Source organism: Serratia sp. SSNIH1, from assembly GCF_002935055.1.
Lineage (GTDB): Bacteria > Pseudomonadota > Gammaproteobacteria > Enterobacterales > Enterobacteriaceae > Serratia > Serratia nevei.
Genome location: NZ_CP026383.1, coordinates 1774064 through 1787631, shown reverse-complemented (window position 1 = coordinate 1787631; position 13568 = coordinate 1774064). Strand labels below are relative to the sequence as shown.

Genomic DNA, 13568 nt, shown 5'->3' with positions numbered 1-13568 from the left:
ATTAGTAAGAACGCACTTTCGGCGGGAATGCCGGGCGCAGCTTCGGTTGCATGTTCACTTCACGACGCGTCATGCTTTCCGATTGCGGCAGATACAGCGAATGGCACAGCCAGTTGGCGTCATCGCGTTCCGGGTAGTCGAAGCGGCTGTGTGCGCCACGGCTCTCGGTACGGAAGTTGGCCGACACGGCGGTGGAATACGCGGTCTCCATCAGGTTATCCAACTCCAGGCACTCGATGCGCTGGGTGTTGAACTCGCTGGAGGTATCGTCCAGGCGTGCGTTCTTCAGACGTTCACGGATCACTTTCAGTTCTTCCAGGCCCTTGGCCATCGCATCGCCTTCGCGGAATACCGAGAAGTTGTGCTGCATGCAAGACTGCAGCGCCTTGCGAATTTCGACCGGGTCTTCGCCGGAACGGGTGTTGTTCCAACGGTTCAGACGGTCCAGCGAGGCTTCCACGTCGGAGTCGCTGGCGTCACGGCTCACGCCCTGCTCTTCCAGCGATTCCTGCAGGTGCATGCCGGCGGAACGGCCGAACACCACCAGGTCGAGCAGCGAGTTGCCGCCCAAGCGGTTGGCGCCGTGCACCGATACGCAGGCGATTTCGCCCACCGCGAACAACCCCGGGATCACCACGTCTTCGCCTTTCTCGTTCACGGTCAACGCCTGGCCGGTCACCTTGGTCGGAATGCCGCCCATCATATAGTGGCAGGTTGGGATAACCGGGATCGGCTCTTTCACCGGATCGACGTGCGCGAAGGTACGGGACAGTTCCAGAATGCCCGGCAGACGGGATTCCAGCACCTCTTTACCCAGGTGATCCAGCTTCAACTTGGCGTGCGGGCCCCAAGGACCGTCGCAGCCGCGGCCTTCGCGGATTTCGATCATGATCGAACGGGCAACCACGTCGCGGCCCGCCAGATCTTTGGCATTCGGCGCATAACGCTCCATGAAGCGCTCGCCGTGTTTGTTCAGCAGGTAACCGCCTTCGCCGCGGCAGCCTTCGGTCACCAGCACGCCCGCGCCGGCGATGCCGGTCGGGTGGAACTGCCACATTTCCATGTCCTGCACCGGCACGCCGGCGCGCAGCGCCATGCCGACACCGTCGCCGGTGTTGATGTGGGCGTTGGTGGTGGACTGGTAAATACGGCCTGCGCCGCCGGTCGCCAGCACGGTGGCCTTGGCTTTGAAGTAAACCACTTCACCGGTTTCGATACAGATAGCCGTGGTGCCGACCACCGCGCCGTCCTGGTTTTTCACCAGATCAAGCGCATACCACTCGGAGAAGATGGTGGTGTGGTTTTTCAGGTTCTGTTGGTACAGGGTGTGCAGCAGCGCGTGGCCGGTACGGTCGGCTGCGGCTGCGGTACGCGCCGCCTGCTCGCCGCCGAAGTTCAGCGACTGGCCGCCGAACGGGCGCTGATAGATGCGGCCGTCGTCCAGACGAGAGAACGGCAGGCCCATGTGTTCCAGTTCCAGAATCGCTTCCGGGCCGGTTTTACACATATATTCGATGGCATCCTGGTCACCGATATAGTCGGAACCTTTCACCGTGTCGTACATATGCCATTCCCAGTTATCCTCGTGGCTGTTGCCCAGCGCGACGGTGATGCCGCCCTGTGCGGACACGGTATGGGAACGGGTCGGGAAAACTTTGGACAGCAGGGCACAGGTCGAGCCCGCTTGGGAAATTTGCAGCGCGGCACGCATGCCCGCACCGCCGGCGCCGATTACGACGGCATCAAACTCTCTGACTGGCAGTTTCATTTAAGCACCCCACACTACGATTGTTCCGTACAGTAAATAGACCAGCAACGCGACCACGACAGCCAGCTGCAACACCAGGCGAACCGCCAGTGGCTTGACGTAGTCCGTCAGCACCTGCCACAGCCCGATCCAGGCGTGCACCAGAATCGACAGCAAGGTCAGCAGAGTGAACACTTTCGTAATGGAAGTGGCGAAGAAACCGCGCCAGATGTCATAAGTCAGTTCCGGGGCCGTGACGAAGAAGCCCAGGATATACAGGACGTACAGGGTGATGATGATAGCGGAAGCGCGCAGCAGCAGCCAATCGTGCACGCCGTTGCGCCCTAATGCAGAAACGTTGTTTACCATACGAGGACTCCAGCCAGAACTGACAGCACGACGGTCAGACCGATCGCCACCTGGGCGGAACGGGTACCGGCGGCCAAACTCTCTTCGATGTAGCCAAAATCCATTAACAAGTGACGGATGCCACCGCAAATGTGATAGGCCAGCGCCGTGAGGATGCCCCAGAATATGAATTTGACGATGAAGCTATTCATGATGGCGGCCGCCTGCAGGAACCCCTCTTGGGAAGAGAGTGACAGGCCCAGCAGCCAGAGGAGGATACCCACGGCAACGAAGGTAATTACGCCAGAGACTCGGTGTAAGATAGACGCTATCGCAGTTACGGGGAACCGGATCGTTTGCAGATCCAAGTTGACAGGTCGTTGTTTTTTCACGTATTTGCCCACACAGCTCTTATTATTTTCCTTCCTCCGGGCCTGGGCGGGGATCAGACAGCGTTAAGAGCCTAAAACCCTTACACGTCACGCGCTCAAACATCAACATCCTCTGTGCTCAAACGGCGCGCATTTATAACGCTGGGTGCTCCTACTTCAGGGTAATCCGGAGACCTGGCGGCAGTATAGGAGGATCACATTCTGATTACAATTCTCATACAACCGCTTTGATAACATTTCCCCCGAACAGTGATTCAGATCACGGATTTCACAATTAGTGCAAAATTAATTATCTGATTTGACAAGAGATCAACATTTCCATTACATATAGGGGCACAAACGGTCCTATGATGCGCTATGGGTCAGCAGATACACTTCCCCCCGGGTTCGAGTTATGCAACAGTGTATTTGACGAACCTATCCCAATAGCCGTTGTTTCCCGCTCGATTTTGCCGGCGTCAAAAAGCAAATAAAGCAAATAAAAACAGATTATTGGGATAGGTTCACATCTCTTCGAACAGCTCATAGGTAAGATTAACAGACTATAACGAATTACTATGAATCGTTAACAACTGGTCACCCGTCTCGTTCGCCTGGTCAGCACTCTGTACCCTACCCGCGCACAGTTGCGCAGTCGCTCACAGAGTTAGCGTCCGCACCATTTTTTTGCGGGCAACCTGCAGAGATTTAAGGTATTTCAGTTGTTAGTGGTTTTTAAAATAAGGCGCTAAGGAGACAGTAAATGACTGATAAGAAAGCGACGCTAACCATTAACGACAGCGAAGCTCCGATCGAACTGGGCGTATTGACACCGACACTGGGCCCTGATGTCCTCGATGTCCGCGCTCTGGGTTCCAAAGGTTATTTCACATTTGATCCCGGCTTTACCTCCACCGCTTCTTGCGAATCCAAGATTACCTTCATCGACGGCGACAAAGGCGTGCTGCTGCACCGCGGCTTCCCTATCGAGCAGCTGGCGAAAGAATCTTCCTACCTGGAAGTGTGCTACATCCTGCTGTACGGCGAGACCCCAACGCCGGAAGAGTTCGAGACCTTCAAGACCACCGTCACCCGCCACACCATGATTCACGACCAGATCACCCATCTGTTCCGTGGTTTCCGTCGCGACTCGCACCCGATGGCGGTGCTGTGCGGTGTGACCGGCGCGCTGGCGGCGTTCTACCACGATGCGCTGGACGTCAACAACGAGCGTCACCGTGAAATCACCGCGTTCCGTCTGCTGTCCAAGATGCCGACCGTGGCCGCGATGTGCTACAAATATTCCCTGGGCCAGCCGTTCGTTTACCCACGCAACGATCTGTCCTATGCCGGCAACTTCCTGCACATGATGTTCGCCACTCCGTGCGAAGAGTACGTGGTGAACCCGGTGCTGGAACGCGCCATGGACCGCATTCTGATCCTGCACGCCGACCATGAGCAGAACGCCTCTACCTCTACCGTGCGCACCGCCGGCTCTTCCGGCGCCAACCCGTTCGCCTGCATCGCGGCCGGTATCGCCTCCCTGTGGGGACCGGCGCACGGCGGCGCCAACGAAGCGGCGCTGAAAATGCTGGAAGAGATCAAGACCGTCGAGCACATTCCAGAATTCATCAAGCGCGCCAAGGACAAGAACGACTCCTTCCGCCTGATGGGCTTCGGCCACCGCGTGTACAAGAACTACGATCCGCGCGCTACCGTGATGCGCGAAACCTGTCACGAAGTGCTGAAAGAGCTGAACAAGAAGGACGACAACCTGCTGCAGGTCGCGATGGAGCTGGAACACATCGCGCTGAACGACCCGTACTTCATCGAGAAGAAACTGTACCCGAACGTCGACTTCTACTCCGGCATCATCCTGAAGGCGATGGGCATTCCTTCTTCCATGTTCACCGTGATCTTCGCCATCGCGCGCACCATCGGCTGGATCGCCCACTGGAACGAAATGCACGACGAAGGCATCAAAATTGCCCGTCCGCGTCAGCTGTACACCGGCTATGCCGAGCGTGATTTCAAATCCCAGCTGAAAAACAAGTAAGCCGCTTTCCCGGCTGAAACCGCACAGCGCCGCCCCTTCGGGCGGCGTTTTTTTTGGTTATTTCTGGCAGCCCGGGCACCAATAAAACGGCCGCGACGACAGTTCGGTACGCACGATCATCCCACCGCAGCGTTCGCAGGGCTCGCCGCTGCGATGAAATACCTTGAAGCGAAACAGCGCGCCGTGATGCCGGTTGTCATCCGCCTGCCCGCGCGTCTGGTAGGAAAGGCGCGGCACCGCCAGCAATGCCTCCGCCAGGCGGCGCAGCGCCTCTGGCGTCAGATCCTGCGGTTTGTGCTGCGGCGCCAGTTCGGCCTGCCACAGGATTTCGGCGCGCAGATAATTGCCCAATCCGGCAAGAAACGCCTGGTCGAGCAGCATGCCCCCCAGCTGCCTGCGGCGAAAACGCGGCGTCAGCAACCGCTCCTCCACATCGTCTACCGTCAGCGACATGTCCAACACGTCGGGGCCGATGCGTTGCAAAAACGGGTGTTGCTCTATTTCCTCGCGCGGCCCGACGGTAATGTCGGAAGCGCTGTAAAGCAATATCGCGCTGCGGGCGGTTTCCAGCCGCACCCGCAGATCGCGCTTGGTCTCCGGCGTCTCCCCTGCCGCCGCCACTTTCCACACGCCGTACAGCTGGTTGTGGCTGTACATTGTCAGCCCATTGGAGAAATGGGTCAGCAGCGCCTTGCCGCGCGGCTCGATGGCGACGATGCGCTCGCCGAGCAGACGCTGGCGATAGTGTTTCAGCTGGGGAAAAGCGAAATCGACGGCGGTCAGCGGCTGATCGATCACTGCCGCCGCCAATTTGTCCGCCGCCCGGCGAATCTCCGGTCCTTCCGGCATAGACCACTCCTTGCGTAGACCCGGCGCAGCCCGATGCGCCGGGGATGACATGATTAATGCGTCGCGCCGCCCACCACTTTCAGATCGTGATCCACCTGCAAAGCGATGGAAACGGCCAGCTCCAATGCAAACAGCACCGTCGAGGCCGCCATGCTCGGCGCACCCGGGTGTGCCGCCGCCTGTTCCGGCAGGTACGGGATATGGATAAACCCGCCCTTGACCTCGTGCTGGCCGCTCAAACGGTGCAGCAGGCCATACATGACATGGTTGCACACATAGGTGCCGGCGGTCTGCGAAACGGCGGCCGGAATGCCGGCCTCGCGCATCGAACTGACCATCGCTTTAATCGGCAAAGTGCTGAAATAGGCCGCCGGACCGCCGGCGACGATCGGCTCATCCACCGGTTGCTGCCCCTGATTGTCGGGGATACGCGCGTCGTCGACGTTGATCGCCACCCGTTCAATCGTGATGTCGGTACGGCCGCCGGCCTGGCCGATAGCCAGCACCATCACCGGCTGCACCTCGTCGATCGCCGCATTGAGCGCGTCCAACGCCGCGCCGAACACGCACGGCAGCTGGCGCGCCACGATGCGCGTGCCGACCAGCTCCATATCATTGAGCTGCTTCACCACTTCCCAGGAGGGGTTGAGGCGCTCGCCGCCAAACGGCTCAAAGCCGGTAATCAATACTTTTTGCATCCTTACTCCTACAGGAACATCAGGAAATACAGCAGGAACACGTTAACCAACAGCAGCAGCACGCCGGTCGGCACCTGCGCCTTGATCACCGCATTCTTGTCCGGCAGCTCCAGCAACGCCGCCGGCACGATGTTGAAGTTCGCCGCCATCGGCGTCATCAGGGTGCCGCAATAGCCGGAAAACATGCCGATCGCCGCCATCACCGCCGGGTTGCCGCCGTGCTGCAACACCAGGATCGGAATGCCGATGCCGGCGGTAACGATCGGGAAAGCGGCGAAGGCGTTGCCCATCACCATAGTCAGCACCGCCATACCGATAGCGTAGACTGCCACAGCGATAAAGCGGTTATCGACCGCCAGATACTCCTGGGTCAAATGCGAGATCGCGGTGCCGACGCCGGCGACGGTAAACAGCAGCCCCAGCGTGGCGAGGATCTGCGGCAGAATGAACGCCCAGCCGATCGAATCCAGCAAGCGCCGCGCTTCCTGCACCGGCTGCAGCGCCTTCTCGTGGGTCATTTTCACCGCGATCGCCAGGCCAATCAGGCAGCCGACGGTCATCGAGAACAGGGTGATCAACGTCGCATGGTTGCCGCTGCCGAACACCGCGGTTTGCAACGCCGGCACGTTGTTGAACAACAGCACGCCGATCACCGTCACCACCGGGATCGCCAGGGCGGGGATAAACAGCTTGTTGCCCAGGCGCTTGGCGCTGGCCTCGCGCTCCTGCGGCGTCCGCTGGTGATAGCTGCCGAGGCGCACACCGCCAAAGCCGGCAATCAGGGCCATCACCACCACCACCCCGCCAACGATGATATGCAGCATGCGTTTTTCGTTGCTGCCCTCGCCCAGTACGTCGCCCAGCAGGCGGTAAGTCCAGTCGCCGACCAGGAACACCAGGCCGTACAGCCCCCAAAACAGCCCGGTGGTGATGCGGCGCGGGTTGGCGCGATCGCGGAAGGACATCACCGCCACAATCAGCAGCACCGCGCCGGCCAGCCAGTAGAGATATTGTTGCTGGAAGTTCATCGTGCCTCCCCCTTCGCCTGCAGCGCCGCCTGATTCAGCTGCGCCAGCTCGGCGCTCAGCTGCTTATCCATCCGATACAGCCGCAACGCGTGGATCAGGAAAGCGAAAATCGCGGTCGGAATGCCCCACAGCGCGATATGCAGCGGCTCGGTCTGAATGCCGCCGGACTCCAGCATAAAGTTGTGCATGAAGATGATCGCGCCGAAGGCGACGAAGATATCTTCGCCGAAGAACAGCCCGACGTTGTCGGTCGCGGCCGACATGGCGCGCAGACGGTGGCGGGTGCGCTCCGGCAGCTCGCCGTAGCGGTTTTCCGTCGCTCCTTCCGCCATCGGCGCCAGCAGCGGCCGCACCATCTGCGGATGCCCGCCCAGGCTGGTCAGCCCCATCGCTGCAGTAATCTCGCGCACGAACAGGTATACGATCAGCAAACGGCCGGCGGTGGCGCTTTTGATCTTGGCGATCCACGCCTGCGCACGCTCTTTCAGCCCGTGGCGCTCCAGCAGGCCGATCACCGCCAGCGGCAGCAGCAGGATCAGCGGCAGGTTACGGGTGTTGAGAAAGCCCTCGCCGAGCTTTTCCAGAATGACATCCAGCGGCATCAGCGCCGCCAAACCGGTGATGATGCCGGCGGCGATCACCACCAGCACCGGGTTGAAACGCAATATAAACCCGACCACGATGGCGGCGATGCCAATCAGTGGCCAGAGATTCACGGCCTGTTCCATAGTCTTCCCTCGATATTTTCTAATAGTTTTTTGCTTGTGATGTTGTGTCTTGCTTTATTGCTTTACTGCTCCGCGCTGACGCGGATGCCCTGCTGAACAAAACTGTCCCGCAGCCTGCGCGCATACGCCAGCGCATGCTCGCCGTCCCCATGCAGGCAGACGGTTTCCGCCTGAACGGCAGTCCAGACGCCATCCACGCTGCGCACCCGGTGATGGCGCACCATCTCCAGCGTTTGCGCCAGCGCCTGTTCGTCATCGTCGATCAACGCCCCCGGCAAACCGCGCGGCACCAGCGTGCCGTCGGCCTGATAGCCGCGATCGGCGAATACCTCCTGCCGGGTGGTCAGACCGAGTTGTTCCCCGGCGCGAATCAGCTCGCTGCCGGCCAGCCCCACCAGCCGCAGCGCCGGATCAACCGCCTGCACCGCCCGGGCGATCGCTTCCGCCAGCGCCGGCTCAACCGCCGCCTGGTTGTACAGCATGCCATGCGGCTTAACGTGCACCATCACTCCGCCCTCGGCGCGGGCGATCGCCGCCAGCGCCCCGAGCTGATACACCACCTGCGCGTAGACCGTTTCCGGCGGCAGCTGCATGCGGGTGCGGCCGAAGTTCTCCCGATCGGGAAAACTCGGGTGAGCGCCGATCGCCACGCCGTACTGCAATGCCCAGCGCACCGACTGACGCATGGTCTGCGCATCGCCGGCGTGGAAGCCGCAGGCGATGTTGGCCGAACTCACCAATTGCAACAGCGCCTGGTCGTTGGCGCAGCCTTCGCCGAGATCGGCGTTTAAATCAACGATCATGTAACCCCCAGGCAATCTGTCGAAGGAAGAGATCCTGCTCGGCTTTGGCGCGCTGCGCCTCGGTCAGTGAGCAGAGAACGAAGTGGATCGGTTCGCCGAGACGGATCTGCGCCAAGTGGTAGAGATCGGCCTCGATCACGCAGGCGATACGCGGGTAACCGCCGGTGGTTTGCGCATCGGCCATCAGCACGATCGGCTGGCCGTTGTGCGGCACCTGCACCACGCCGGGCAGCAGGCCGTGCGACAGCATCTCGCGGTCGGTGGTGCGCTCCAGCGGCGTGCCGCCGTGCAGGCGGTAGCCCATGCGGTTGCTCTGCGGGCTGAGCTGCCAGGCGGTGCGCCAAAACGTGTCCTGCGCCTCTTCGCTGAACTCAGCGTACTCCGGCCCCGGCAGTGCGCGGATGCGGTTGGTGAACAGCAGCTGCTTCACGCCACAGCGGTGTTGCGGCAGCGCGTGGGATTTGCCCAGCGGCAGCCGATCGCCGTCCTTCAGATTACGGCCTTCATGGCCGCCAAAGGCGGCTTTCATGTCGGTGCTGCACGAGCCCAGCATTTCCGGCACGGCGATGCCGCCCGAGATCGCCAGGTAGCTGCGCATGCCGCGTTTCGGCGTGCCCAGCGCCAGCCGCTGCCCCTTTTTCACCGGGTAGCGCCAGCCGGTCCACAGCGGCTTGCCGTCCAGCTGCGCGTCGCAGCCGGCGCCAGTCAGGGCGATCCAGCCAGGGCGGGTAAACTCGGCGCTGAACTGGCCGAGGGTGATCTCCAGCCCGGCGGCCTCCGGCGCATTGCCCACCAGCAGGTTGGCGATCTTCAACGCCGGTTGATCCAGCGCCCCGCCGGTGCTGATGCCCAGGCGTCGGAATCCCTCGCGGCCCAAATCCTGCACCGTGGTATAGATGCCGGCACGCAGAATAATCAGCATACGCCCTCCTTCTGCGGCACGAAGCGCACGTTATCGCCCGGGCGCAGCAGCGTCGGCGGCATTTCATGCGGATTGAACAGCGCCAGCGGCGTGCGGCCAATCAGCTGCCAGCCGCCGGGAGTCACCAGCGGATAGATGCCGGTCTGGCCGCCGCCGATGCCGACGGAGCCGGCCGCCACCGCCAGACGCGGCTCAGCGCGGCGCGGCGTCGCCAGCTGTTCCGGCATGCCGCCCAAATAGGAGAAACCCGGCTGAAAGCCGAGGAAATAGACCACGTAGGCCGCCGCCGCGTGGCATTCCACCACCTGCCGCGGCGTCATGCCGGTATGGCGCGCCACTTCATCCAGATCGGGGCCTTGCTCCCCGCCGTAGACCACCGGAATATCCACCTGACGCGATTCCGGCGTCAGGCTCTCTTTGCTTTCCCAACCTTGTTGCAACAATGCGAGCATCGCTTCGGCGTCGGCCTGCGGCGTATGCAGCAACAGCGTCAGGTTATTCATCCCCGGCACCACTTCCCGCACGTCGGGGTGGTGATTCAGCTTTTCCGCCAGCGCCCAGATGCGCTGCTGGCTCGGTAAGGTCACCGGCGGCGACAGTTCAAGCACTACCGCTCTTTCACCCAACAGGTAATAACGTGCTTGTTGCACCCTTATTCTCCTTATTATTATCGCGATGAAAAACACACCAGTTATGCGTGACGCGGCCCCGGCTGTCAATAGAACGCAACCATAAGGAAAATAAGGAAATAGCGCGGTAAAAGGATTCAGCCGGCGCACAGGCCGGGCTGGATCCGGGGAAGAAAAAAATCAGGCGGGATTCGGGATATCGATAAAGGTCACATCAAAGCCGTGGTGCTGCGCCAGCCAGTCGCCCAGCGCCTTCACGCCGCCGCGCTCGGTGGCGTGGTGGCCGGCGGCGAAGAAATGCACGCCCATTTCGCGCGCGCTGTGAATGGTCTGCTCAGACACTTCACCGCTGATGAACGCATCGACGCCGAAGCGCGCCGCGCTGTCGATAAAGCCCTGGCCGCCACCGGTGCACCAGGCCACCCGGCGAATGTGCTCAGGCGCGTTATCGCCGCAGTGCAGCACCGCGCGCCCCAGCCGGCTTTCGATTCGCTGCTGCAGCGCTTCGCCGGTCAGCGGCTGTTCAAATTCGCCGTGCGGCACCAGCGGCTCGACTTCGCCAATCACCCGAATGCCCAGCGCCTGCGCCAGCTGCGCGTTGTTGCCCAGCACCGGATGCGCGTCCAGCGGCAGGTGGTAGCCGTACAGGTTGATATCGTGGGTCAGCAGCGTTTTCAGGCGGTTGCGCTTCATGCCGCGCACCACCGGCGCCTCGTTTTTCCAGAAATAGCCATGGTGCACGATAATCGCGTCGGCCTGATGCGCCACCGCGGCGTCCAGCAGCGCCTGACAGGCGGTGACGCCGGTCACGATACGCTGCACGTGCGGGCAGCCTTCTACCTGCAATCCGTTGGGGGCGTAGTCCTGAAACGCCGCGACGTTCAGTTCCGTGTTGATCAGTTGTTCCAGATCGAGGTTACGCATTCTCTTCTCTCTTCATAGTCAAAATGTCTGCCGGTCGCCCTGCGCCATCAGGATAAATTTCACGCCCAGATCGTTGCCCTGCGCCAGCTGTTGCGCAATGGCGGCGCGCGTGTCTTCGCCCTGTTTCAGGCTGGGCTTGATGTGGCTGATCACCACCGGCAAACCGTTCAGCGAGCCATCGCCGCCGCTGTACTGCGTCAGGTTCTTCAGCTCCTTCAGCAGCCAAGCCGGCGTCAAATGACCGTACAGATGTTTATCCTCCACCCCGTTAGGGTAAGAGGTTTCGATAATCATGCCCTTGAGCTTCTTCTGCTCGACAAGCGGCCCCAGCGCGCGCCAGACGGTATCGAGATCGCGCGACTGCTCCACCTTATCCGGCCCGGTATCGCCGAAGTAGGCGAAGAACTCGTTGCCGTTGGAAATCAGCAGCATCGACGACGGATAGCGATCGTGGCTGAGCGGGTACATCACGCCGGTCAATCCGGTCAGGCCGAGGGTAAACCGCTGCTGCGGCCGCACCGTTTGCAGCCGGTAGGTGCCCAGCCGCGAGCCGTTGCCGGCGTCGGTAAAGTTCGGCCACGCCTTCCAGTTGAAGTAGTGATTACGCAGGGTCAGTACCGTGTCCGCCTGGGCGTAAACGGTTTTTTTATTGTCCTCGGGTGAGCCGACGATCAGCCCCGCCACGTGGTCCAGGTGGCCGTGGCTGATAAAGTAGCTGCCGATCAACTGCCGGAACACATAGCCCTGCGGCGTGTAAGGCGCGGCCAGCTCGGGCGTCACCTGCGGGAAGCTGCCCTTCTCCAGCCCTTTGGCGATGCCCGGCAGCAGCGAACCGGCGTCCAGCGCCACATAACGCGGCTGATTGTCGCTGCGGATCAGGTAGGAGGTCAGATTCCCGTCGCTGACGCCGCCGTCGACGCCGAGCGCCACCACGTCAAAGCCGGCGATCGCCAGCGCCGAATAGCCGCTCAGGCACAGGGCCAGCACCTTTTTCATCATTGCGTCGCTCCTTGCAGTTGCCTCAAGACTCTCCCCGTTTTGCCGCCTCGAACGCCGCCAGCGTCTCCAGCCGAGCTTGCTTATGGTCGACGATCGGCAGCGGGTAGTTCAGCGTGCATCGCTGCTTTTCCGCCCAGCGATGGGGATGATGGATGTCATTGTCGGGCACATCCGCCAGTTCCGGCAACCATTTACGGATAAAAGTGCCTTGTGGATCAAAACGTTCACCCTGAGTCGTCGGGTTGAAAATGCGGAAATACGGCGCGGCGTCGGTGCCGGTAGAGGCCGCCCACTGCCAGCCGCCGTTGTTGGCCGCCAGATCCCCATCCAGCAGTTGCGACATGAAATAGCGCTCCCCGGCGCGCCAGTCGATCAGCAGATCCTTCACCAGAAAACTGGCGCTGATCATGCGCAGCCGGTTGTGCATCCAGCCGGTGGCGTTGAGCTGGCGCATGGCGGCATCGACGATCGGGTAGCCGGTCTCGCCCCGCTGCCAGGCCTGCAGCTTCGCCGCGTCATCGCACCAGCGCACCTTGTCCGTCCAGGCAATAAACGGCCGATGGCGGCACAGATCGGGATAGGCCACCAGCAGATGGCGATAGAACTCGCGCCAAATCAGCTCGTTGAGCCAGGCGAAGGCACCGCTTTCGCGATCTTCCAGCAGCTGCGGGCATTCGGCGCGCAGGCGATTGAAGCACTGGCGCGGCGACAGCACGCCGATCGCCAGATAGGGCGACAGGCTACTGGTGCCGGCGAGGGCCGGCAGATCGCGCTGCCGGAGGTAATCCTGCACCTGCTCGCGGCAAAAGGCGCGCAGCCGCTGCAACGCGGCCTCCTCACCGGCGGGATAGCCATCCCCGATGTCTGCCATGGGATAATCGAACGCCACCGGCGCTTCAGGCATGGGTAACGCACCACCGGCGCGGATCTTCGGCGCCGGCAGGCAACTCACGTCGGACTCGGTCAGGCGTTGAAGAAAGGCGTTGCGAAACGGCGTATAGACCTTGTACATCTCGCCGCCGCCGGTGAGCACGCTGCCCGGCGGCAACAGCAGGCTGTCATCGAAACCGTGGCACCTCACCCGGCCACTCAACCGCTGTTCCAGCCGCGCATCTCGCCGCCGTTCGTTCAGTTCGTATTGGCGATTGTAAAACAGCGCATCCACCTGCTCCCGCTCACAATAGTCCGACAGCCAATCAATCGACGCGGCAAAGTCCGCACAGGAATGGCAATGCAGCGCAATGCCCTTGTGCGCCAGCGCCTGCTGCACCGCCTGCAGGCTGGCGTGGATCAGCGCCGCCTGCCGCGGCGCCATCTCATGTTGCCGCCACTGCTGCGGCGTGGCGATAAACACCGCCAGCACCCGGGCTTCGGGATCGCTGCAGGCCGCCTGCAGCGCTTTGTTGTCGGTGATACGCAGATCGTTACGCAACCAGACCAGATGCGTGGTCATAAAACTCCTTGTC

General features: G+C 61.5%; 14 protein-coding genes. 1 reads left to right on the top strand and 13 read right to left on the bottom strand.

The features are described from left to right. Position 1: 1 nt before the first annotated feature. The 3 genes from sdhA to sdhC are packed head-to-tail and all read right to left on the bottom strand — an operon-like array spanning position 2 to position 2499. A complete protein-coding gene (sdhA, locus tag C3F38_RS08575; protein WP_015376974.1) occupies positions 2–1768 on the bottom strand; it encodes a succinate dehydrogenase flavoprotein subunit in 1767 nt (588 codons plus the stop codon). After that, entirely contained in the window at positions 1769–2116 is a 348-nt protein-coding gene (sdhD, locus tag C3F38_RS08570) for a succinate dehydrogenase membrane anchor subunit (protein WP_004939891.1), read from the bottom strand. Beyond that, the gene (gene sdhC / locus C3F38_RS08565) at positions 2110–2499 is read right to left on the bottom strand and encodes a succinate dehydrogenase cytochrome b556 subunit (RefSeq protein WP_004939893.1); all 390 of its coding nucleotides are present in this window, start codon (positions 2497–2499) and stop codon (positions 2110–2112) included. Before sdhC ends, sdhD begins: the two co-directional genes overlap by 7 nt. Before the next feature lie 730 nt (positions 2500–3229). Between sdhC and C3F38_RS08560 the strand changes: the two genes are divergently transcribed. Then, positions 3230–4522 carry a citrate synthase gene (locus tag C3F38_RS08560; RefSeq protein ID WP_016928730.1) on the top strand — a complete coding sequence of 431 codons (1293 nt, stop codon included), beginning with the start codon at positions 3230–3232 and terminating at the stop codon, positions 4520–4522. A 57-nt stretch (positions 4523–4579) separates the two neighbouring features. Here the strand turns inward: C3F38_RS08560 and nei are convergent, their stop codons facing one another. From nei to phrB, 10 genes are all read right to left on the bottom strand, one after another. Beyond that, the gene (gene nei, locus C3F38_RS08555) at positions 4580–5371 is read right to left on the bottom strand and encodes an endonuclease VIII (protein ID WP_038877530.1); all 792 of its coding nucleotides are present in this window, start codon (positions 5369–5371) and stop codon (positions 4580–4582) included. A 53-nt stretch (positions 5372–5424) separates the two neighbouring features. Next, a complete protein-coding gene (pcp, locus tag C3F38_RS08550; RefSeq protein WP_055316097.1) occupies positions 5425–6069 on the bottom strand; it encodes a pyroglutamyl-peptidase I in 645 nt (214 codons plus the stop codon). 8 nt (positions 6070–6077) lie between these two features. Further along, complete coding sequence (locus tag C3F38_RS08545) at positions 6078–7097, bottom strand: DUF979 domain-containing protein (RefSeq protein WP_038877526.1); 1020 nt, start codon at positions 7095–7097, stop codon at positions 6078–6080. Next, positions 7094–7825 carry a DUF969 domain-containing protein gene (locus C3F38_RS08540; protein WP_048232937.1) on the bottom strand — a complete coding sequence of 244 codons (732 nt, stop codon included), beginning with the start codon at positions 7823–7825 and terminating at the stop codon, positions 7094–7096. Before C3F38_RS08540 ends, C3F38_RS08545 begins: the two co-directional genes overlap by 4 nt. A gap of 62 nt (positions 7826–7887) precedes the next feature. Continuing rightward, on the bottom strand, positions 7888–8628 hold the full coding sequence (pxpA, locus tag C3F38_RS08535) for a 5-oxoprolinase subunit PxpA (RefSeq protein WP_038877521.1): 741 nt from the start codon (positions 8626–8628) through the stop codon (positions 7888–7890). Then, positions 8618–9550, bottom strand: a complete 933-nt coding sequence (pxpC, locus tag C3F38_RS08530) for a 5-oxoprolinase subunit PxpC (RefSeq protein ID WP_038877519.1) — start codon at positions 9548–9550, stop codon at positions 8618–8620. The genes pxpA and pxpC overlap by 11 nt, the downstream gene beginning before the upstream one ends. Next, on the bottom strand, positions 9544–10200 hold the full coding sequence (pxpB, locus tag C3F38_RS08525; RefSeq protein WP_004939909.1) for a 5-oxoprolinase subunit PxpB: 657 nt from the start codon (positions 10198–10200) through the stop codon (positions 9544–9546). Before pxpB ends, pxpC begins: the two co-directional genes overlap by 7 nt. Positions 10201–10359: 159 nt before the next feature. After that, on the bottom strand, positions 10360–11103 hold the full coding sequence (locus tag C3F38_RS08520) for a type 2 GTP cyclohydrolase I (RefSeq protein WP_055316096.1): 744 nt from the start codon (positions 11101–11103) through the stop codon (positions 10360–10362). A gap of 18 nt (positions 11104–11121) precedes the next feature. Further along, positions 11122–12102 (bottom strand): MBL fold metallo-hydrolase, encoded by a 981-nt coding sequence (locus C3F38_RS08515; RefSeq protein WP_038877517.1) that lies wholly within the window; start codon positions 12100–12102, stop codon positions 11122–11124. 22 nt (positions 12103–12124) lie between these two features. Next, entirely contained in the window at positions 12125–13555 is a 1431-nt protein-coding gene (gene phrB, locus C3F38_RS08510) for a deoxyribodipyrimidine photo-lyase (protein ID WP_055315459.1), read from the bottom strand. Between the last annotated feature and the right edge of the window lie 13 nt (positions 13556–13568).